This is a genomic window from Luteibacter sp. ME-Dv--P-043b (assembly GCF_030209605.1).
Classification (GTDB): domain Bacteria; phylum Pseudomonadota; class Gammaproteobacteria; order Xanthomonadales; family Rhodanobacteraceae; genus Luteibacter.
In genome coordinates this window covers 66,848-88,732 of the sequence record NZ_JARVRT010000021.1, presented here as the reverse complement: position 1 = coordinate 88,732, position 21,885 = coordinate 66,848, and the positions used below count along the sequence as shown (strand labels likewise).

The following is a 21,885-nucleotide window of genomic DNA, read 5'->3' as shown; positions in this document are numbered from 1 at the left end:
ATCTAATTCCCATGTCCATGGACCTGCATCCCCTCATCCTGGTCGTCGACGACGATCCCGAACTGCGCGAGCTCATCACCGGCTTCCTCGGCGGCCACGGCTATCGCGTGCGTGCCGCGGAGAACGTCGCGGCCATGACCGCAGCGGTCGAGCGCGAGCGACCCGACCTCATCGTGCTGGACGTGATGATGCCGGGCGAGGACGGACTGAGCGCCGCGCGGCGGCTCGCCGCGGCCAAGGGGCCTCCGGTGATCATCCTCAGCGCCCTGGGCAGCGACACCGACCGGATCATCGGCCTGGAGGTGGGCGCCGACGATTACCTGGCCAAGCCGTGCAACCCGCGCGAGTTGCTGGCCCGCGTACGTGCGCTGCTCCGTCGCAGCAGCCGGGGTGACGCGGTGCATGCCGAGGAAGCACGCCCGTACGGCTTCGCCGGCTGGCGGCTGGATGTCACGCGGCGCGACCTGCGCGATCCCACGGACATCTTCATCAACCTGTCCGATGGCGAATTCGCCCTGCTCCGCGCGTTCGTCGAGCACCCGCAGCGCATCCTCAGCCGCGACCAGTTGCTCGACCTGGTCCATGGCGGCCGCGCGGAGGTGTACGACCGGGCCATCGACACGCAGATCAGCCGGCTGCGGCGCAAGCTCAACGACAGGGCGCAGGAAGAAATGATCCGTACCGTGCGCAGCGAGGGCTACATGCTGCTGCCAAAGGTGACCCGATTGTGAGCCGAGGGGCCGGACCATCCATCTTCGTGCGCACCTTCCTGTTGACGGTGTGCGCCCTGCTGGTCTCGTCGGGCATCGGGCTGGGCATCCTTGCGTGGCGACCACCGATGCTGCCGCCCATCGCCAGCCTGTTCGACGTGGTAGCCGCCCTGCGCATGGACGACATGCCGCCGGACCCGGCGGGTGTCGCCAGCCCGGGGGCCACCCCCGACGCGCGTGCCATGAACGCCGCCGGCGGCGACGACCGGCGCATGCTGCCACCGGGCGCGGACTTCATGCCGCCGATACCGGCGGATCTGGACGTACTGACGCAGGCGGCGGCGCCCGTGGCGCCGGACGGCACGGACGCGCGCCTGTCGGCCCACCTGCTGCCACGCCTGGCCATGCTGCTGCGCGTGCATCCCGATGTCCTCCGTGTCTATGCCACCGACAGTCGCATGGACCGGCACCGCGGCGGCATGCGGATGACCCTGGGCGCCGCCTCGGTGGTCGGCTGGCAGCAGCCCGATGGGCGCTGGCGCGTCGCGCGGGTTCCGGGCGAGACCTTCCCTAACCTGCTCCAGGAAGAACTGGTCTGGCTGTTGGGTGCCGGTGTACTGGTCCTGCTGCCGCTGGCCTGGTGGTTCGCGCACGCGCTGTCCGCGCCCATCCACCGCTTCGCGGAGGCGGCGCAACGCCTGGGTGCGGATACCGGTGCACCACCCGTACCGCGCGATGGCCCACCGGAAATGCGGCGCGCCGTGGATGCCTTCAACACCATGCAGGGGCGCGTGAATCGCCTGCTGCACGAGCGCACGCACATGATCGCCGCCATCGCGCACGACCTGCGCACACCGCTCACACGCCTGTCGTTCCGTCTGGATGGACTGCCGGAGCCGCTGGGTAGCAAGGTGGATGCCGACCTGCGCGAGATGAAGACCATGATCTCGGCGGCACTGGATTTCATGCGTGACCGTTCGCTGGGCACGCAGCGGCAGCCGCTGGATTTCCGCCTCCTGGTCGAGAGCGTCGCCGACGATCTGGTCGATGTCGGCTACGACGTCTCGATTGTGCCCGGTCCGCCGGTCACGCTGGACGGCGACCCGGTCGCCCTGCGTCGCGCCGTGGTCAACCTCGTCGAGAACGGCCTGAAATACGGGCAGCGCGTCCGTCTGCGCCTGCGCGCCGGCCATGGCGAGTGCCTGCTGGAGGTGGACGACGACGGCCCGGGCGTTCCCGAGACCATGCAGCAGCAGGTCTTCGCCCCCTTCTTCCGGCTCGAATCCTCGCGCAACCGGGACACCGGCGGCATCGGCCTGGGCCTGGCCACCGTGCGCGCCATCGTGCTGGACCATGGCGGCAGCATCGTGTTGCGCAATCGCAAGGAGGGCGGCCTGCGCGTCGTGGTGGCCTTGCCGCAGTCCTAGCCTCGCCGGGCACGTCGACCCGTCCCATGACTTCCGACCTACGCGGGCGCACCCCGTGACGTGGTCATAATCGACCTTTACCGTCCCGGGGGTCACCATGCGTTCCATGTTCCGCCTGCACGCGCTTGCCGCGTGCGTCGCACTCGCCTTCTCCGCCCATGCCGCCGACAAGGCCACCGCCATCCCGGACAACGCCGTCGCCGCTGCCAGCCAGCTGCGCGACCGCGCCATGAACGACGACACCGGCTATGCCTTCGTCTCGGGCCTGACCACCGAGGTGGGCGCGCGGCTGGCCGGCAGCGCCGCGGATGCGCGCGCCGTCGCCTGGACCGTGGCGAAGTTCAAGGCCATGGGTTTCGACAAGGTCTATACCGAGAAGGTCAGCTACCCGCTGTGGCAGCGCCACAGCGAGCACGCCCAGGTGGTGTCGCCGTTCCCGCAGCCGCTGGCGCTGACCGCGCTGGGGTATTCCGCGGGCACGCCCGCGGGCGGCCTGACCGCCGACGTGGTGGGCTTCGACGACCTGGAAGCGCTCAAGCGCGCGGACCCCGCCAGCGTCAAGGGCAAGATCGTCTACGTGTCCACGCATATGCAACAGCAGAAGGACGGGCACGACTACGGCAAGGGTTCGGCCACGCGTACCGGCGGCCCGGTGCTCGCGGCGAAGATGGGCGCCGCGGCGTTCCTGCTGCGCTCCGCCGGCACCGACCCGCACAGCCGCACGCCGCACACCGGGGTGACCGGCTTCACCGATCCGAAGCAGGCGATTCCCGCCGCCGCGTTGTCCCTGCCGGATGCCGACCAGCTCGAACGCATCCTCAAGGAAGGCAAACCGGTGATGCTACGCCTGGATCTGGACGTCGGCTTCGCCGGCACGTACGAAGGCGCCAACGTCATCGCCGAAGTCACCGGCCGCAAGCATCCCGACCAGGTCGTGGCCATCGGCGGTCACCTGGATTCCTGGGACCTCGGCACGGGTGCGATCGACGACGGTGCCGGCGTGGCCATCGCCGCGGCCGCCGCCAAGCTGATCAAGGACATGCCGCAGCGCCCGGACCGCACCATCCGCGTCATCGCCTTTGCCAACGAGGAAATGGGCCTGTGGGGCGGCAAGGCGTATGCCGAAGCCCATGCGAAGGATGTGGCGAAGTTCCAGCTCGGCACGGAGTCGGATTTCGGCGCGGGCCGCATCTGGCGCATGACTGCCAGCGTGAAGCCGGAAGCGCGCGACGCGATCGCGCAGATCGCCAAGGTGCTCGAGCCCATCGGCGTTACCTATGACGCCAGCAAGCCCGGCGGCGGTGGCTCGGACCTCTCGCAGATGCACGCGAAGGGCATGGCGGCGTTGTCGCTCACGCAGGACGGCACCGACTACTTCGACTACCACCACAACGCCAACGACACGCTGGACAAGATCGACCCGAAGGCCCTGGCACAGAACGTGGCGGTGTATGCCACATTCGCATACATGGCCGCGCAGGCGAACGGCGATTTCGGCTCGGCCCCCGGCGCATTCGCCGGCGACGGCGCGCACGACTGACCCTTACACGTAGGAGCGCACGATGTGCGCGACATCTCCTCGCGACACCCCGGGTCGCGACACGCCCGGGGTAGGAGCGCACGATGTGCGCGACATGTTTTGAGGCCGAACCTCGAAGCTGGCGCGCACGATCAAAGGTTATCGTGAATTTTTTTCGCGCACATCGTGCGCTCCTACAGCAGCGTCCGGGGTGGTGGCGGCATCCGCAGGAGCGCCGCGGCGTGAGGACAGACGGTCCTGCAGGCGATTCATGTAGAGGTAGATCACGGGCGTGAGGTACAGCGTCAGGATCTGCGACACGACCAGACCGCCGACCACAGCCAGACCCAGCGGCCGGCGCGTCTCCGCGCCGGCGCCGATACCCAGGGCGATCGGCAGCGTGCCGGCGAAGGCCGCCATCGTCGTCATCATGATCGGCCGGAAACGGACGCGGCAGGCTTCGAAGATCGCCTCGTGTGGCGCGATGCCGCCGTCGCGCTGACGCTCCAGCGCGAAGTCGATCATCATGATCGCGTTCTTCTTCACGATGCCCACCAGCATGACGATGCCGACGAAGGCGAACAGGTCCAGTGACGCGTGGAACAGCACCAGCGTCAGCAACGCGCCGACGGCGGCGGCCGGCAGGCCCGAGAGGATCGTCAACGGATGGATGAAGCTCTCGTAGAGGATGCCGAGCACGAGGTAGATCACGAACACCGCCAGCAGCAACAGCAGCCCCATGCCCTTCACCGAGTCCTGGAACGCCTGCGCCGTGCCCTGGATGCTGCCGCTGAGCGTACCCGGCAGGTTCATCGCCGTGGTCGCACGCTGGATGCGCTGCACGGCATCGCTCAGTGACACGCCCGGCGCGAGGTTGAACGACACGGTGACGGCCGGCAGCTGCCCCTGGTGATTGACCGTGAGCACCTGCGGCTTGCGCTCGAACTTTGCCACGGTGCTCAACGGCACCAGCTTGCCCGTGTCCGAGGTGACGTAGAGCCGTGAGAGCACCGCCGGATCGTCCTGCATGCGACGTTCCACCTGCAGGATCACCCAGTATTGCGTGGCCGCGCCGTAGATCGTGGATATCTGGTTCTCGCCGAAGGCGTCGCCCAGGGCCGTCTGTACCTGCGACATCGTCAGGCCCAGCGGGCCCAGCTTGTCACGGTTCACCGTCACCACCATCGACGGGCTGTTGAGGTCCAGGTCGGTGGTGACGTCCTGGAAGCCGGGCAGTTTCTGGAACGCCGCGACCAGCTTGCCCGACCAGGCATACAGCGCTTGCAGATCGGTCGATTGCACCGTGTACTGGTATTGCGCCTTCGACTGGCGACCGCCCACCTGGATCGCCGGCGGGTTCTGTATATACGCACGGATGCCGGGCACGTCGGCGAAGCGCTTGCGAAGCGACTGGATGATCTCGTCCGGGGTGGTGTGTCCGCGTGCCGCGGGGTCCTTCAAGCGCAGCAAGAGCGAGCCCGCGTTAACCGTGGCGCGCGCGCCGCCGGCACCGACGCTCGACATCACCGCCTCGATGTTCGGGTCGTCCTTGGCGATCTTCGCCAGCACCTGTTGTCGTGCCGACATGGCGCTGAACGAGATATCCGTGGGCCCTTCGGTCGTCACGCGCAGCTGGCCGCTGTCACCGGCCGGAATGAAATCCTTCGGGGTGACGACGAACAGCACACCCGTGGCCACGAGGCTCACGGCGAACACCAGCAACACCACGCGCGGATGGCGCATGCACCAGGCCAGCGTACGCGTATAGCCGTCCGACACCGCGCCAAACCCGCGATCGAACCAGATCACCACACGGCTGCGCTTGTCGTGTGCGTGCGCCTTGACGAAGCGGCTGCATAGCATGGGCGTCAGCGTGATCGACACGAACCCGGAGATCAGGATGGACACGCTGATAACCACCGCGAACTCGTGGAACAGGCGCCCCACGATGCCTCCCATGAACATCACGGGGATGAACACCGCCACGAGCGACAGCGTCATGGAGAAGATGGTGAAGCCGATCTCGGTGGCACCCTTGATCGCGGCCTCGTAAGGCGCCTCACCCATCTCGATGTGCCGCATGATGTTCTCGAGCATCACGATGGCATCGTCGACGACGAAACCGACCGCCAGCGTCAACGCCAGCAGCGACAGGTTGTCGAGGCTGTAGCCCAGCGCGAACATGGCCCCGAACGTGCCCAGCACCGAGATCGGCAGGGCCACGGCGGGAATCAGCGTGGCGGACGCATTACCCAGGAACAGGTAGATCACCAGCACCACCAGGATGCCCGCGAGCACCAGGGTGAACTGCACATCGTGCACGGAGTCGCGGATGGACACCGAGCGGTCGTACATCACATCCAGCTTCACCGAAGGCGGCAGCGTGCGTGAAAAATCCGGCAGCAGCGCGAGGATGCGATCCACGGTTTCCACCGTGTTGGCGCCGGGCTGGCGCTGGATGGCGAGCGTGATGGCACGCGTGCCGTTGAACCAGCTGGCCTTCTGGTCGTCCTGCACGCTGTCGCGCGGCACGGCGATATCGGACAGGCGCACGGGCGCGCCGTTGCGGTACGCCACCACCACCTGGGCGTAATCCGCCGCGCGCATCAGCTGGCCGTCCGAACGGATGGACAGCAACTGGCGGCTGCCGTTGAGCGAGCCCGTGGCCTTGTTGACGTTGGCGGACGCGATCGCCGCGGCCATCTGGTCGACACCGATGCCGGTGGCGGCCAGCCGGTCGGGGTCCACCGCGATGCGCACGGCGTATTTCTGCGAGCCGTACACGCTGACCTGGGCCACGCCGTCGACCATCGACAGGCGCTGGGCGAGTTCGGTCTCGGCGTAGTCGTCCACGGTGGACAACGGCAACGTGGACGATTGCATGGTAAGGAACAGGATGGGTGCGTCGGCCGGATTCACCTTGCGATAGGTCGGCGGGGTCGGCATGTCCTGGGGCAACTGGCGCTGCGCGGCGGAGATGGCCGCCTGGACGTCCTGGGCCGCCCCATCGATGCTGCGATCCAGCGCGAAGGTCACCGTGATCGTGGTGGAGCCCAGCGAACTGGACGAGGTCATCGAATCGATGCCGGCCACGGTGGACAGCTGTGCCTCGAGCGGCGTCGCCACCGACGATGCCATGGTCTCAGGCGAGGCACCCGGCAGGCTGGCACTGATGTTGATCGTCGGGAAATCGACGTTGGGCAGCTCGTTCACCGGCAGCTTGGGATAAGCCACGATGCCGAAGATGACCAGGGCGGCCATCAGCAGCGTGGTCATCACCGGCCGACGGATACAGAGTTCCGGCAGGTTCATCCCGGTGCCCTCATCCTTCGTCGACGCGCACGGGGGCGCCGTCGACGAGCAGCAACTGGCCTTCGGTAACCACGCGTTCGCCGGGCTGCAGGCCCTTGTCCACCACCACCCGGTCGGCCGTAATGGCACCGGTGGTGATCGGGCGCTGCTCCACGGTCTGGTCGGGCTTGACCACGAAGACGAACGTACCGGCGGACGAGCTCTGCAGCGCGATCACCGGGATGCTGATCGCGTCGCGCAGCCGGGTGGTCGGCAGGGTCACCTCGGCGAACTGCCCCGGCGTGAGCCGGGCATCCGCATTGGCGAAGCGCCCCTTGAGGACGATGGTGCCCGTGGTGACGTCCACGGCGTTGTCGATGAATTCCAGGTCGCCTTGCAGGGGTGCGCCGGTGTCACCGGGAATCTTCGCGTGAACCGTCAGCGGGCCGCTACGCGCGCTGTTGCGCACGGCGGCCAGGCTGTCCTCGGGGATGGCGAAGGCGATGCGGATGGGATCGACCTGGTTGAGCACCACGATGTCGGTGGTGTCGGCCGCCAGGGTGGCGCCCGGCCAGGCCAGCGGCGAACCGGTCACGCCGTCGAACGGTGCCTTGATCGTCGTGAAATCCAACTGGGTCTGCGCAGCCCGCACGGCGGCACGATCGCTGACCAGCGCTGCACGGGCCACGCCGAGGTTGGCCTTGTAGAGGTCGAAATCGGCGCGGCTGACGAACCCTTTGCCCAACATGCTCTGGTAACGACCCAGATCGGCCTCGGCCTTGGTCAGCTGGGCCTGGTCGCTGGCCACCCGGCCCTGCGCCTGGTCCAGCGCGGCCTGCAAGGGGCGTGGATCGACCCGGGCAAGCAACTGGCCCTTCGTCACGTGGGCCCCCGGCGTGAAGGCCAGCGTCTCGAGCTGACCGCTGACGCGCGAGCGCACATCCACGGTGGAATAGGCTTCGGCGCGGCCGATGATCTTCAGCGAAAGGTCGATCTCGCCGCGCTGCGCCTGGGCAACCTTGACCGGCGTCGCCGCGGTCGGACGCGAGCCGCCGAGGGTCTTCGGCGCGTCGTCGTGTCCCGTCCCATGCCGCCAGAACGCGATGCCCACGGCGACGACGACCAGCAGGCCGGCGATGAGGACGAGCTTCTTCCCTGGGGATCGCTGCATGGGTGCTCCGGCCGGAGCCTTCGGGCTTCGGTCGCCGCATCCGGGGACGCGGACATGGGTGTGGGGTTTCGATTAACCGTAAACGCTAACGCATATCCGTCGTGGCGGTTGACCGTCGGCTCAGTTTTCTTCGCCCGGCCCGTCCAGCGCCTGGAGGTTTTCCTTCATGCGGTCCATGACCGCCAGCATCACCTGCAGTTCGTCCAGCGAGATGCCCTGGGTGGCGTCGCGACGCAGGCCGCGCGCGATCTCTTCCATGTCGTCGATGACGCCGCGCGCCTGCTCGGTATCGTGCAGCCGCCAGGCCCGGCGATCCTTCGGATCCGCCCGGCGCTCCACGAAACCGGCAGCCTGCAGGCGGTCGATGACCCGGCCCACGGCGATCGGCTCCATGTCGAGTTGTTCCGCCAGCTCGTTCTGGCGCATGCCGGGCAGCCGATGCAGCGCCTTGAGGGCCCGCCACTGCGCGCGGGTCAGCCCGAAGCGCACCGCCCGACGATCGAAGTGCTTGCGGAACAGCAAGGTCACGTCGTTGATCAGGTAGGCGAACGAGATGTCTTCAACTTTGATCGGGTCGGCCATAACCTTCGGGGACAATACAGAACTGACAGACGACCATCGTAGCCAATTGGCGCCGTGCCGTCACAAGGAGTTGCCTTATGGGCCTGACCATTCGCGAGGCGGACATCACCACCCTGGCGGTGGATGCCATCGTCAATGCCGCCAACCCGTCCCTGCTGGGCGGTGGCGGTGTGGACGGCGCCATCCATCGCGCCGCCGGCCCGGCGCTGCTGGCGGCCTGCCAGGCCTTGCCGGAGCACCCCCGGGGCGTACGCTGCCCCACCGGCGAAGCCCGGATCACCCCGGGATTTGCCCTGCCGGCCCGCTTCGTCATCCATACGGTGGGACCGGTGTGGCATGGCGGCGCCCGCGGAGAGCCGGCCCAGCTCGCCGGCTGCTACCAGGACTGCCTGCGGCTGGCACGGGAGCACGGCCTGGGGTCCATCGCCTTCCCCGCCATCAGCGCCGGCATCTACGGGTATCCGCCCGACGCCGCCGCCCGCCTGGCAGTGCAGACGGTCCACGAGGCGCCCTGGGCACCTGCCGAGGTCATCTTCTGCACGTTCGGCGCGGCCATGACACGCGTTTACGACGCCGCGCTGGCCGACGCCTTGCGCGGCTAGCGCGGGTAAAGCGGCGGCAGCACGGTGCTGTCGCCGTCACGCGGCGCCGTTTTCCAGGCGAAGCCATTCACGAACGCCTGACGCAGGCCGTCCCGATCCACCTCCGCGCCGGCGAAGCGGGCGCGCTGCAGCTGGTCGATCGCCGCCGGCTGCGGGCCCGGCGCCAGCAGCGCGGAAAGCGCGCCCAGCGTCCGCGCGGATGGCTGCACGCTGGCGGCCCAGCCCAGCAACGCCCGCTCGATCCCGGCGGGCTCCGCATGCGCTGCGGCCTTGAGAAAGGCCTCACGAGCCGGCCGTTCACGGCTGGGCGCCGCTGCGGTCGGGCGCGCCGAAGGTGTCGCGCCGGGCTTGCGACGCCGCATGACGAACCACGCAGCCACGGTGAGCAGCCACAGCACGCACACGCCGACGAACAGCCATCGCCAGGGTACGCCGGTCGCAGGCAGCGACGGGGGCGGTGCAGACGCAGTGGACCCTGCCGCCAGCGGGTTCGCCGCGGCAGCGGGCGGCGTGCCGACAGGGGCCACGGCCGAACCGGCCGCGGGCGCCACCTCGATATCGCGCGCGGGCAAGGTGGCCACTTGCGCGGTGTCGGTCACCACGTTCCACCAGTGCAACGTCGTGGCGGGAATGTGCAAGGTGCCCGGCCGCGTCGGTACCACGGCAAAGCCCTGCTGGCGTCGCCCGGTGATCCACGGGCCGCTTGCGCCGCCACCGGTCACCGCCTTGTCGGGATACACGTCCGCGCCGTCGAGCGTCGGCAACGACAGCGCCGGCAGCGCCTCGAACGGCATGCCGGTGGCATCGACGCGCATGGTCAGCGTCATGGGCTGGCCCACACGCGCCTTGCCGTCCGCCGGCACGCCGTCGAGCGCCAGCGTCAGTTCGCGCGCCGGAATCCATGCACCGCCGGGGGCGCTGGCTGGCCGCGGGCGCACCTGGACGATGCTGCGTTCGGCCACGGCATTGACCGGTGAACCGGTACCGAAGAACGCACTGGCATCGGAGGCATCCACCGCCGTGCCCTGGAAACTCGGCGGATGGATCTCCAGCGGGCCCGCATGCTGCGGGAAGATGGCGTAATGCCGCTCGACCACGTTGAAGCGGCGACCGCCGCGGGTGGTCTGGAAATTGGCATCCTGGCCGACGCGGCGGATCTCGGCGCCTTCCGCGGAGGGATCGTCCAGCTGGCCGTCGGCCAGGTTGACCGCGAAATACAAGCGCAGCGTGTAGTCGATCTGCTGACCCACGTATGCCTGCGACGGGTCGGTCTTGGCCTCCAGTACCACGGGCCGGTCCGCAGGCGCGTTGGACGCGTTGCCGGCCGGCGACACATCCAGCGTGAGCGTCTGCGTCCGCTGGCCGCCGATGATCAGGGCCGGTACCGTCAGGTGGCCCTCGCGTCGTGGCCGCAGTGCGATGCCCAGAATGGTGTGCGCCTCGCGGCGGCCGTTGACGACGCTGAGACTGCGGTTGGTCGAGGTACCCAGCACCACGAAGTCGGCCATGAGCGGCGACAGGTCGGGCGTGTCGCCGGCGGCATCGCCCAGTTCGATGTTGAGCGTGACGGTATCGCCCGCATCGATCGAAGTGCGATCCAACGACGCCGTCGGCGCCACCGCCTGCGCAAGGGCGACGAACGACAGGCAAAGCAACAGGCAGGCTAGGAGCAGGCGGCGCATCGTCATTCCTCCGGCTCCGCACCATGGCGACGCTGGTACTCGAGCATGAATTTTCTTCTTAGCAGGCCGCCCGGATCGTCGGGCACGCGCAGCAACGCGCGTTGCACGTCGGGCGGCAGTTTCGATGCCGCATCGCCGGCGGACAACGCGCCCAGGTCGTGCGGCTTGCCATCGTCCTTCTTCGCGTCCTGCGCAGCGGCCTTCCCGGACATGGCCTGGTCCATCTTTTCCTTCAACGCCTCCTGGGCACGCTCGGCTTCCGCTTTCTCGGCCGCGGACTTGGCGGCCGCATCGCCCTGTGGCGGCTGCGCCTTCTCGGTGCCCTTGTCGCCGTCCTTCCCGGAAGCACTGTTTTCCTTGCCGTCCTTGCCGTCGTCACCCGGCTTCTCGCCATCCTTGCCGGGCGGCTGGTCCTTGCCCTGGGATGGATCTTTCCCGTCTTTGCCGGATGAGTTTTTAGAGTCGTCTCCCGTGTTCCTGGGGTCCTGCTGGCCGGCGTCGTTCTTGTCGCCGTTGCCCTGCTGACCGTCCTTGCCGTTCTTGCCCTGCTGGTCCTTGTTACCCTGCTGATTCTTCTTGTCCTGCTTGTCTTTCCCGTCTTTCGAAGCGTCGTTTTGCTTCTTGAGGAAGTCGGCCACCGCCGCGCGATTCGCGGCGGCGTCCGCATTGTGCGGATCGAGCTTCAACGCGCGATCGTAGGCCGCCAGCGCGTCCTCGTAGTGCTGCTGCTTCGCCAGCGCATTGCCGAGGTTGTATTGCGAATCGGTGTCGATGCCGGACTGGAGCGCACGTTGTGCTGCGGCGAAATCGCCCGCCTTGTAAGCCGCCGCGCCGCGCAAGGCAGGGCTGCGCGCCAGCGCCTGCGCCCGCTTGGCGTCACCCTCGCGCAGGGCCGCCGCGGCCTGCTGGTCGGGCGTGCGGAAAGCGTCGACCACGCCGTCGGCGCGTGCCGATGGCGACCACGGCAGGCAGGCCAGCAACAAGACCAGCATCCAGCCGCGACGAAACGCCAGCGCGACGAGCGGCAACAGGGGCAGCAGCAGCCACGGGCCGCGGTCCTGCCACGCGCCCGCCTGTGCGCCGTCCACCGCCTTGCCCTGCCCGTCGTCGTGCAGCATGCCGGCCAGGGTGGCGACATCGGTGCCGCCATCCGCCAGCGGAACGAAGCGACCGCCGCCGGCAGCGGCCACCGCCGACAACGCGGCATCGTCACGCGCCGCGAGGGCGATGGCGCCGCTGTCGTCCTTGAGGAAACCGCCGTCCGGCGTTGGCACTGGCCCGCCTCGCACCGTACCGACGCCGAGCACGGAAACGCGTGCCCCGGCGGCGCGCGCACGCGCCGCGGCCGCCACGGCCGAGCGATCGGCGGTATCCGTCACGAGCACGATGGAGCCACCGCGAAGATCCGCATGACGGACCAGGTCGGCCGCCATGTCGATCGCCTTGGCCGGGTCGTCGCCGGTCACCGGCATGGTGTCCGGCGAGAGCGCCGTCAGCAGGTCGTCCACGCTGTGCGCATCCGTGGTGAGCGGCGCGACGATGAAAGCTTCGCCGGTGTAGGCGATCAGTCCGTTCATCCCGTCGCGGTTGGCCGCATACAACTCGCGGACCTTGTAGCGCACGCGGCTGAGTCGATCCGGCACGATGTCCTTGGCCAGCATGTGCGGCGACATCGACACCACGACCACCTGCGCCGCGTGTTCGGCGAAGAGCTTCTGCGATTGCCGGTTCCAGGTAGGGCCGGCCAGGGCCAGCACGGCGAGCAACCCGGCAGCGACCACGGCGACAGCCGGCCCGCGCGAGCCCGAGGGCGTGCCGTCGAGCAGATAGGGCAACAGGGCGGGATCGGCCAGCCGCGACAGTGCACGCGACGACGAACCGCGGCGCCCGACCAGCCAGGCGATCGGCGGAACCAGCAGCGCCAGCCACAACCACTGCGGCTGCAGGAAATGGAAGTCGGCCATCGAGGGAATCATCGACGTGCGCTCCCGCCCAGGTAGCGCGGCGCGGCGCCGACCATCAGCAGACCCAGCGCCAGCAGCAACGGCCAGCGGAACAATTCGATATGCGGACGCAGTGCGGCGCCTTGTTGCGGCAACGGTTCGAGGGCGTCGATGGCACGATACGCCTGCGCGATTTCATCGGTGTCGGTGGCGCGGAAGAAACGACCGCCGGTCTGCCTGGCGATATCGGTGAGCATGCCTTCGTCCAGATCGGCCGACGGGTTGACCGTGCGGCTACCGAAAAAATCGGGGACACGCATCGCCGTGGCACCGATGCCGATGGTGTAGATGCGCACGCCCGCCGCCTTCGCTGCACGGGCCGCCTCGCGCGGTGCGATGGATCCGGCGTTGTTCACGCCGTCGGTGAGCAACACCACCACGCGCGCCTGCTCGGGAAGGCTGGCCAGTCGTTTTACGGCCACGGCCAGGGCATCGCCGATCGCCGTCTCGCGACCCGGCAGTCCGACCACGGCACCGTGCAACTGCGCACGCACGGCATCGAGGTCATAAGTGAGCGGCGTGACCAGATAGGCCTGCGAGCCGAACAGGATGAGGCCGAGTTCATCGCCCGCACGGCGATCGATGAAGTCGCCGGCGATGGCCTCCACGGCGGCGAAGCGCGTGACCGCGCGACCGGCCAGGCGCATGTCGTCAAGCGACATGCTTCCGGAAAGATCGACGGCGAGCATCATCGCGCGACCGCTGCGCTGTTGGGGCTCGGGCGGGCCCAGTTGCTGCGGACGCGCCGCGGCGGCGACCAGGCACAGCCAGGCCAGCGCGAGCAGCAGGGTGGACGCGAACGGCGCCCGCATCGACGCGGCCTGGGTCAGCGCCAGCCCGGGCTGCGGCAGGTTCAGCGCCTGCGCGGGCCGCACCGGCCGCAACACGCGACGCAGCAGCCACGGCAACGGCAAGGCAAGGAACATCCAGGGCCACGCAAACTCAGGCAGGAACATGCGATGCCCTCCCCGGCGTGGCGGACGAAGGACGACGACGCATCGCCTCGCGTATCCAGGCTTCCGCATCGCGCGCCACGACCGGCACGTCGAGCGACGCGGCCGGCTGGTAGATCGCGGTATCGAGCTGCGCAAGACGGGTTACATCGCTGCGCGGTGCCAGCGCGACCAATGCGTCGCGCCATGCCTCCCCACGCAGCGTGACACTGCGGGTGTCACGCATACGGGCGACACGGCGGAGCAACTGGCTGACCGATGCGGCGAAGCACGCGGTGTCGCCGTCCGCGGCATGCCGTGCACGGGCCTCACGCAGCTCGCCGAGCGTCGTGTCCACGTGCCGGCGCCAGGCACGGCGGCGGCGCCAGACGATCGCGCCGGCCACCAACGCGACCAGCAGCAGGCCGAGCAGCACCCACCAGCCCGGTGCCAGCGGCCACCAGGCGGACACGTGCGGCACGTGGATGTCGCGCAGTACCGGACCCTGGTCGGGCATCAGCGTGCCCTCCTGCTGGCGCCCAGCAACGCGACGATCGCTTCAAGGGGATCTTCGCTGGTGTCGATGGAGCGCACACGCAGGCCCAGGCCACCCGCCAGCGCGGTGAGCTTGCGCTGGCCTTCGCCGAGTCCGCGTGCGAACTCGGCACGTTGCCGGTCGCCCTGCAGCGCCAGATCGTAGTGGGTACGGCGGTACGCGATCGGATAACGGCCGGCCGGTGGCTCGGCCAACTCCAGCGGATCGGCCACGCCCAGCACCGACACCTCCGCCTTGCCGATCAGCCCGAGCATGCGCCCCCGTGCCGCGTCGTCGACGGCAAAACCGTCGCTGACAAGCAGCACCCGGGACGCGCCGTGCATGAGGCGACCGGCACGCTGCAAGGCACCTGAAAGCGGTTCGTCGGCGTCCGCCGGAAGCGCATCCCACGCAGCCATGGCACCGAGTACCGTCAGCACACCGCGTGGACCGCCCTGCGGCCGGACGAGCTGGCGCTGACCACCGAAGGCGAGCACGCCGACGCGTTCCGAGCCGCGCATCGCGTACCACGCGGCGATCGCGGTGGCACGGGCAGCCTGCACCGACTTGAAGCGGGTGCGTGTACCGAAACGCATGCTGGCGTTCATGTCGAGCAACACGAGCAGGCGGCCTTCGCGCTCTTCCTGGAACAATTTCGTATGCGCCACGCCGCTGCGTGCGGTCAGGCGCCAGTCCATGCGGCGGACATCGTCGCCGGCCTGGTAGACACGCGACTCCGCGTAATCCATGCCACGGCCGTGCAGCCGCGCGGGGCGCTGCCCGCTGCGCGGCGCGCGCGAGACGACCTGGGGCGCCGGGGCGCGCGCCACGCAGGAGCGCAAGGCGATGAGTTCGGGCAACGACACGTGGACGCGCCCATCGGCAACGGCAGGGGCGACGGTCACGGCAGCGGCACGAGATCCAGCAGGCGATCGATCACGGCATCGGTGCGCACGCCTTCCGCCTCGGCTTCGTAGCTGGGCAGCACACGATGGCGCAGCACTTCGTGGGCGATGGCGTGGATGTCCTCGGGCACGACGAAGTCGCGACCGGCCAGCCACGCATGCGCGCGGGCGCAGCGATCCAGCGCGATGGTGGCGCGGGGGCTGGCGCCCCAGGCGATCCAGCGCGCCAGTTCCGGACCGTATTTACCGGCCTCGCGCGTGGCGACCACCAGCTGGGTGATGTAGAGCTCCAGCGGCGCGGCCATGTGCACGGCGAGTACCGCGTCGCGCGCGGCGAAGACATCCGCGGGACGCAACATATAGGCCGGCGGCGGCACGGGATGCATCGCCTCGCGGGCCTGCTGGCGCGCCAGCCGCAGGATGGCCAGCTCGGCTTCGGCGTCCGGGTAGCCGATGGTCACGTGCATCAGGAAACGATCCAGCTGGGCCTCGGGCAGCGCGAACGTGCCCTCCTGCTCGATCGGGTTCTGCGTGGCCATGACCATGAACAGGTCCGGCAGCGGCCACGTGCGGCGACCGATGGTGATCTGTCGTTCGGCCATCGCCTCGAGCAGGGCCGACTGCACCTTGGCCGGCGCGCGGTTGATCTCGTCGGCCAGCACGATGTTGTGGAACAGCGGCCCCCGCTCGAACTCGAAGCTGCCCGTCTGCGGGCGGAAGATGTCCGTGCCCGTGAGGTCGGCTGGCAGCAGGTCGGGCGTGAACTGGATACGGTGGAAGTCCGCTTCCACACGGGTGGCCAGGGCCTTGATGGCCGTCGTCTTGGCAAGCCCGGGCGCACCCTCCACCAGCAGGTGGCCATCGGCCAGCAGCGCGATCAGCAGGCACTCCACCAGGTGGGGCTGCCCGATGATGCCGCGGGTCAGTTCCTCACGCAGGCGGAGGAAGGCCTCCTGGAGCGGGGTCGTGGCGTTCGGCGTCTCGGACATCGGTGGATCTCGTATCGGGTGGAAGACCGATGAGACCACAGTCGGCCCGGGAAGTTTAATCCGCTTTCGGTGAGGGCCCTGCCCGCAAACGAAAGAGGCGGCCCGAAGGCCGCCTCCCGATATCGCCTTGAAACGCGAGTTGCTTACTGCAGCGTGTCGGACAGGATGCGCGGCGTCACGAAGATCAGCAGCTCCGCCTTGTTGTTACCGCGGTTGGTACGGCGGAACAGCACACCCAGGCCCGGGATGTCGCCGAGGCCCGGAACCTTGTCGGTCGTGTTGGTCTTGGTGATCTCGTAGATGCCACCCAGGACCACGGTCTGGCCGTTGTCGACCAGCACCGAGGTGTTGATCTCGCGGGTGTCGATCTGCGGCACCGAACCGCCGCCCGGGCTGGTGACGAACTGGGCCAGCGCATCCTTCTTGACGTTGATCTTGAGGTACACGCGGCTGTCGGCGGTGATCGTCGGGGTCACGCGCAGCTCGAGCACGGCATCCTTGAACTGCACGGTGGCGTTCTGCGCGCCACCACCCGAGCTGGAGGCCTGGTAGGTCACGTAGCCGATCTGCTGGCCCTGCTTGATGATCGCTTCCTGCTGGTTGGCCGTGATCACGCGCGGGCTGGAGATCAGTTCGCTGCGGCCTTCGGTCTGCGCGGCCGAAAGCTCCAGGTCCACCAGGTAGTTGGCGCCCAGGATCGCCAGGCCGATGCTGCCCGACGGGTTGGACACCGGCAGGTTGACGTTGTAGCCGCCCGGCAGGGTGATCGTGTTGTTGGCGAGGGTGCCCTGGCCGGCGGCGTTGGTGGCATCGATCGTCCGCACCTGGGTCACCAGGTCGCTCGTGCCGGTGCCCTTGGTGCCGCTGCTCAGGTCCGGCGTGGTGCCGGTCACCTGGTTGGGGTTGTTGTGGTTGAACGCCTGCACGCCCCAGCGCACACCCAGCTGACGGGTAAAGGTATCGGTGGCCACGACGATGCGTGACTCGATCAGCACCTGCTGGACCGGGCGGTCGAGCGTGCCGATCAGCTCACGCAGGTCGCGGATCTTGTCCGGCGTATCGTTGATCAGCAGCGTGTTGGTGCGGTCGTCGAACGACACGCTGCCGCGGCCGGAGAGGAAACCGCGCGAGCCGCTGGTGGACGCGCCGCCGCCGGTGCTGGTCATGCTGCCCTGGGTCAGCAGCTTGGCGATGTCCTCGGCCTTGCCGTAGCTGATCGGGATGTAGTCGGAGACCAGTTCCGCGGAATCCTGCGCCTTCTGGCGGGCATCGGCGAGGCTCTGCTCGTAGCTGGCCAGTTCGGCCTGCGGAGCGATCCAGATGACGTTGCCGCTACGGCGCTTGTCCAGGCCCTTGGCCCGCAGGATCACGTCCAGCGCCTGGTCCCACGGCGTGTTGACCAGACGCAGCGTGACGCTGCCGCCCACGGTGTCGGAGGCGACCAGGTTGAGCTTGGCCTCGTCGGCGATCAGCTGGAGGGCCGAACGCACGGGGATGTCCTGGAAGTTGAAGGTCAGGCGGGAACCCGAATACGTCGGGTCCTGACCCTTGGCGGCCTTGCCGGTCGGCGCGGCGGCCTTCTTCGGGGCCACCTCGACCACGTAGTCGGCACCGCTCTGGTAGGCCGACACGTCCACGTCGCCCTTGGTGCGGATGTCGAGGCGGGCACCGCCCGGCGACGCCTTGGACTCGATCGACTGTACCGGGGTGGCGAAGTCGAGCACGTCCAGGCGCTGGGCCAGCTTCGGCGGCAGCGACGAGCCTGCCAGGCTGACGATCACGTGATCGCCTTCGCGGCGCATTTCCGGCGTGGTGCCGGTGCCGCCCAGCGTCACCATGACGCGGCCTTCGCCGTTCTGGCCACGACGGAAATCGATGTTGGACACCGGCGAGCCGGCGCTGGAAGGCAGCGCCTTGGTCGGGTCGCTCACGGTAGCGGTGGTGGTCGTCGCGCCGGTCGGTCCGTTGTTCACGGTGACGAAAAGCGTCTTGCCTTCCACACGGGTGCGGTAGGCCGACTCGCGGAACAGTTCCACCGTGACGCGGGTCTTGCCGGCCGCGGAGATCACCGACACACCCTGGGTCGAGCCCTTGCCGATGTCGAGGTGGCGGGTGCTGTAGGCGTTGGTGGTGCCCGGCAGGTCGATGGCGATACGCGGCGGATTGTTGGTCGTGAAGACCTTCGGCGTCGGCGCCTGCGCCGAGAAGGCCAGCCGCAGTTCGATGCGGCCGCCCGGCTGCGCGTCGTAGCTCACGTTCTGCAGCGTGTTCTGCGCCGCGGCGGTGCCGGCGAAGGCACCCGCCATGGCCAGTGCGGTGCCGAGGATCCAGCGGCGCGCGCGGTGACGCGCGCTGCCCGGCGGATGATTCAATTTGGTCGTCATGTGCGTCATCCCCGAGTTCTTATTTTTCGCCGACCGCGATGCTTGCCGGGCGCTCCATCCAGCCGCCCGAGCCATTCGGCACCAGTTCGACCAGATCGATCCGATCCTCACCCACGGACGTGATACGACCGTAGGCCTGACCCATGTATTCGTTGCGATGGACCCGATGGATCACGCCACCGGGGTCCTTCACGAGCGCCTCCAGGCTGGCACCAGCACCAACCGTGCCAACCATCTTCAGGCTGTCGAGGCCGAACATCTCCAGCGGTTCCTTCGGCCGGTTTTCGTCCGGGCGCGGACCGCTGGCAACGTTGCTGTCCATCTCCGCCGTGCTGGGGCTGAAGGGATCGCGCGCGCCCTGATCCTGGTACGCAAAGGTTTCGAACGTGCGGATCACGGGCAGTGGCGGGATGGGCTCGCCCTTCTTGTGCTTCTCGGCGTCCACCCACTCGCGCAGGTCGGACGTGCCCTTGGTGCAGCCGGCCAACGAGAGCGCGCCGAACAGGGCGATGGCCAGCGGGCGGGTCAGGGCGTCATGGCGTTTCATCACGGCGTCGCCTTCTGCAGCTTGGATTTCGCCTGCGGGGTCTCGTCGTCCTCGAGGTAGCGATAGGTCTTCACGGTGCCCTGCAGCACCAGCTGGCCGTTACCCGGATTCTTCGCGTCACCGGCCTTCGGGCTCAGCGACACGTCGTGCAGCGTCAGAATCACGACGCGGGGCAGCGAGGCCACACCACTGATGAAGGTGCCGAACTGGTGGTAGGTGCCCACCATGCGCAGCGTGATCGGCTTCTCGGCATAGAAGTCCTTGGGCGTTTCCGGACCGGGCTGGAACAGCTCCGTCTCGATGCCCGCGGCCAGCGCCGTCTGCGAGATGTCGATCAGCAGCTCGGGCATTTCCGTCTTGCTGGGCAGCTGGCGCAGCAGCGTACGCAGCATGTCCTGCATGTCGGACAGCTGCTGCTCCAGGGCCTCGAGGTTGGCCGATTTGGCCTGCTTCTGCGAGAACTGGCCCTTGAGGGTCTCTTCCTGCGATTCGGCGGAGGCCAGGTCGTCCTGCTGGCTGCTGATCTGGAAATACCAGCCGCCCAGCATCACCACGACGAACACCAGGCCGGTGAAGAACGTCTTGATGGGCTTCGGCCAGCCGCCGACGTTGTGCCGGTCGAGGTTGCGCAGATCGTCGAAGAACTTCATGGCTTGACTCCCGCCGAAGCGGCCGCGGCCGGCAGGGTAGCCGCCGGCGGCATCGTCGTGGTGGCGGGCCGGGCGGGCGCCGTGGCGACGGGTGCCGGCGCGCCGGTGACCGCCTTTGCCGCCTGGGCCAGGGGCGCGGGGACCGCGGCTGCGGTCGGCATGGCCGCCGTCGAGGCGCCGGCCGGGGCGGTGTCGCCGGGGGTCTTCAGGTGCACGTCGAGGCCGAACGTATACGGCATGCGCGACGCGTCATGGGTGTTTTCGGTCTTGCGCAGGTCCGCATGGCCCATCCACGGCGACGCTTCCACGTTGCGCATGTACTCGGCCACGCTGGAGTTGGACTGCGCCACGCCGTCGAGCGACATGGAATCGCCGGACTGCTTCATGCCGGACAGGCGCGCGGACGCGGGGATGGTTTTCACCAGTTCGTCGAACAGGTGGACCATCTGCGAGCGGTTGGCCTGCAGTTCCTCGATGATCTGCTTGCGCTGGAGCAGGTCGGCGCGGACCTTTTCCAGGTCCTTGATCTTCTCGATACGGTCGTCGAGCTGCTTGATCTCGCTTGTCAGGTAGCTGTTCCGCTCGTTCTGGTTGTCGATCCGGGCATCCATCCACAGCGACCAGCCGATCAGCACGACCAGGGCGGCACCGAAGGCCAGGCCGAGCTGGATATAGAACTCCCGCTCACGCTGCTTGCGGCGCTCGGCACGCCAGGGGAGTAAGTTGATCCGTGCCATCAGTCGAAGCTCCTCATGGCGAGGCCGACGGCGATCATCAGCGCGGGGGCGTCCTGGGCCAGCGTCTGGGCCTGCACGCGGTTGGACAGGGCCATGCGTGCCAGCGGGTTGGCGACGACGCAGGGCACGCCCAACTGCTGCTCGAGCAATTCAGTGATGCCGTCGATCGAGGCGCAGCCGCCGGCGAGCACCACCTGGTCCACGCGGCTGTATTCGCTGCCCGCGAAGAAGAACTGCAGCAGGCGGCTGACCTGCTGCACCAGCGAGTCCTTGAACGGTTCCAGCGCTTCCATCTCGTACGATTCGGGCAGGCCGCCCTTGCGCTTGGCCCGGCCGGCTTCCTCGTAGGACAGGCCGTAGCGACGCATGATCTCGTCGGTCAGCTGCTTGCCGCCGAACACCTGCTCGCGCGAATAGATCGTGCGCTGGTTCTTCAGCACGGCCAGGGTGGTCATGGTGGCGCCGATATCGACGACGGCGACCAGGGCGTCCCGCGACACTGCGAGCTGGTCGGCGACCATGCCGAAAGCGTTCTCCATGGCGAAGGCCTCGACGTCGACCACGCGGGCGGTCAGGCCGCCCAGGTCGAGCGCGGCGATGCGCATGTCGACGTTCTCGGTGCGCGACGCCGCCAGGAGCACGTTGTTCATCTCGGGGTTGTCGCGGACCGGGCCCATCACCTCGAAGTCGAGGCTGACTTCCTCGATCGGGTAGGGAATGTACTGGTTGGCCTCGACCTGGATCTGCCCTTCGAGGTCGTCCTCGGACAGATCGGCCGACATGGGGATGATGCGGGTGATCACGGCCGAGCCCGCCACCGCGGCGGCCGCGTGCTTGAGCTTGGATCCGGACCGGGCCAGGGCGCGGCGAATGGCTTCGCCCACTGCCTCGACCTCGACGATGTTCTTTTCGACGACAGCGTTGGGCGGCAACGGCTCGACGGCATAATGCTCGACGCGGTAACGCCCACCGGCCTGACTGAGTTGTAGCAGCTTTACGGCGGTCGAACTGATATCGACACCGATCAGCGGCGCCGCTTTGGGTGTAAAGAGCCCCACGTTTCCCCCTTCCCCGCGCCTTGTCGGAATTGGTCTTCGGCGCGATGGCATTAGATCGAAATCTTAACGGATTGGCAACGGCCCGCTAGGGCCCTGCCGGCACCAATTCACAAATAGCGTCACTGGGTTAGCGAAAACCCCTCACCTTCCGTCGAACCCGG

At 68.3% G+C, this 21,885-nt stretch carries 18 protein-coding genes; 4 read left to right on the top strand and 14 right to left on the bottom strand.

The window, feature by feature from the left end; all coding sequences use genetic code 11:
• Window positions 1–17: 17 nt before the first annotated feature.
• From QRN34_RS13640 to QRN34_RS13630, 3 genes are all read left to right on the top strand, one after another.
• The gene (locus QRN34_RS13640) at window positions 18–731 is read left to right on the top strand and encodes a response regulator (protein ID WP_036143505.1); all 714 of its coding nucleotides are present in this window, start codon (window positions 18–20) and stop codon (window positions 729–731) included.
• Entirely contained in the window at window positions 728–2,137 is a 1,410-nt protein-coding gene (locus QRN34_RS13635; protein ID WP_285405195.1) for an ATP-binding protein, read from the top strand. The genes QRN34_RS13640 and QRN34_RS13635 overlap by 4 nt, the downstream gene beginning before the upstream one ends.
• A 97-nt stretch (window positions 2,138–2,234) precedes the next feature.
• On the top strand, window positions 2,235–3,677 hold the full coding sequence (locus QRN34_RS13630) for a M20/M25/M40 family metallo-hydrolase (protein WP_285405193.1): 1,443 nt from the start codon (window positions 2,235–2,237) through the stop codon (window positions 3,675–3,677).
• A 138-nt stretch (window positions 3,678–3,815) separates the two neighbouring features.
• Here QRN34_RS13630 and QRN34_RS13625 read toward each other — a convergent pair whose 3' ends face one another.
• From QRN34_RS13625 to QRN34_RS13615, 3 genes are all read right to left on the bottom strand, one after another.
• A complete protein-coding gene (locus QRN34_RS13625) occupies window positions 3,816–6,968 on the bottom strand; it encodes an efflux RND transporter permease subunit (RefSeq protein ID WP_285405191.1) in 3,153 nt (1,050 codons plus the stop codon).
• 10 nt (window positions 6,969–6,978) lie between these two features.
• Window positions 6,979–8,118 (bottom strand): efflux RND transporter periplasmic adaptor subunit, encoded by a 1,140-nt coding sequence (locus QRN34_RS13620; protein ID WP_285405189.1) that lies wholly within the window; start codon window positions 8,116–8,118, stop codon window positions 6,979–6,981.
• Between the two features lie 120 nt (window positions 8,119–8,238).
• The gene (locus tag QRN34_RS13615; protein WP_285405187.1) at window positions 8,239–8,700 is read right to left on the bottom strand and encodes a MarR family transcriptional regulator; all 462 of its coding nucleotides are present in this window, start codon (window positions 8,698–8,700) and stop codon (window positions 8,239–8,241) included.
• A 77-nt stretch (window positions 8,701–8,777) separates the two neighbouring features.
• Here QRN34_RS13615 and QRN34_RS13610 point away from each other — a divergent pair, with 77 nt between their 5' ends.
• The gene (locus QRN34_RS13610) at window positions 8,778–9,302 is read left to right on the top strand and encodes an O-acetyl-ADP-ribose deacetylase (RefSeq protein ID WP_285405185.1); all 525 of its coding nucleotides are present in this window, start codon (window positions 8,778–8,780) and stop codon (window positions 9,300–9,302) included.
• Here the strand turns inward: QRN34_RS13610 and QRN34_RS13605 are convergent.
• The 11 genes from QRN34_RS13605 to QRN34_RS13555 all read right to left on the bottom strand — a co-directional run bounded on the left by QRN34_RS13605 (window position 9,299) and on the right by QRN34_RS13555 (window position 21,724).
• Complete coding sequence (locus QRN34_RS13605; RefSeq protein WP_285405183.1) at window positions 9,299–10,984, bottom strand: BatD family protein; 1,686 nt, start codon at window positions 10,982–10,984, stop codon at window positions 9,299–9,301. The two genes, QRN34_RS13610 and QRN34_RS13605, sit on opposite strands and share 4 nt — an antisense overlap.
• Window positions 10,985–10,986: 2 nt before the next feature.
• Window positions 10,987–12,960 (bottom strand): VWA domain-containing protein, encoded by a 1,974-nt coding sequence (locus QRN34_RS13600; protein WP_285405181.1) that lies wholly within the window; start codon window positions 12,958–12,960, stop codon window positions 10,987–10,989.
• Complete coding sequence (locus tag QRN34_RS13595) at window positions 12,957–13,937, bottom strand: VWA domain-containing protein (RefSeq protein WP_036143508.1); 981 nt, start codon at window positions 13,935–13,937, stop codon at window positions 12,957–12,959. Before QRN34_RS13595 ends, QRN34_RS13600 begins: the two co-directional genes overlap by 4 nt.
• The gene (locus QRN34_RS13590; RefSeq protein ID WP_285405179.1) at window positions 13,930–14,436 is read right to left on the bottom strand and encodes a DUF4381 domain-containing protein; all 507 of its coding nucleotides are present in this window, start codon (window positions 14,434–14,436) and stop codon (window positions 13,930–13,932) included. The genes QRN34_RS13595 and QRN34_RS13590 overlap by 8 nt, the downstream gene beginning before the upstream one ends.
• Window positions 14,436–15,359 (bottom strand): DUF58 domain-containing protein, encoded by a 924-nt coding sequence (locus tag QRN34_RS13585; RefSeq protein ID WP_285405177.1) that lies wholly within the window; start codon window positions 15,357–15,359, stop codon window positions 14,436–14,438. Before QRN34_RS13585 ends, QRN34_RS13590 begins: the two co-directional genes overlap by 1 nt.
• A complete protein-coding gene (locus tag QRN34_RS13580; protein WP_036137882.1) occupies window positions 15,356–16,348 on the bottom strand; it encodes a MoxR family ATPase in 993 nt (330 codons plus the stop codon). The genes QRN34_RS13585 and QRN34_RS13580 overlap by 4 nt, the downstream gene beginning before the upstream one ends.
• Window positions 16,349–16,491: 143 nt before the next feature.
• Window positions 16,492–18,732 (bottom strand): type IV pilus secretin PilQ, encoded by a 2,241-nt coding sequence (locus QRN34_RS13575; RefSeq protein WP_285405174.1) that lies wholly within the window; start codon window positions 18,730–18,732, stop codon window positions 16,492–16,494.
• Between the two features lie 19 nt (window positions 18,733–18,751).
• Complete coding sequence (locus QRN34_RS13570) at window positions 18,752–19,279, bottom strand: pilus assembly protein PilP (protein WP_036137885.1); 528 nt, start codon at window positions 19,277–19,279, stop codon at window positions 18,752–18,754.
• A complete protein-coding gene (gene pilO / locus QRN34_RS13565; RefSeq protein WP_036137887.1) occupies window positions 19,279–19,929 on the bottom strand; it encodes a type 4a pilus biogenesis protein PilO in 651 nt (216 codons plus the stop codon). Before pilO ends, QRN34_RS13570 begins: the two co-directional genes overlap by 1 nt.
• Window positions 19,926–20,666, bottom strand: coding sequence for a PilN domain-containing protein (locus QRN34_RS13560; RefSeq protein ID WP_285405171.1), 741 nt, complete (start codon window positions 20,664–20,666; stop codon window positions 19,926–19,928). The genes pilO and QRN34_RS13560 overlap by 4 nt, the downstream gene beginning before the upstream one ends.
• Window positions 20,666–21,724 carry a pilus assembly protein PilM gene (locus tag QRN34_RS13555; protein WP_036137892.1) on the bottom strand — a complete coding sequence of 353 codons (1,059 nt, stop codon included), beginning with the start codon at window positions 21,722–21,724 and terminating at the stop codon, window positions 20,666–20,668. The genes QRN34_RS13560 and QRN34_RS13555 overlap by 1 nt, the downstream gene beginning before the upstream one ends.
• Window positions 21,725–21,885: the final 161 nt, after the last annotated feature.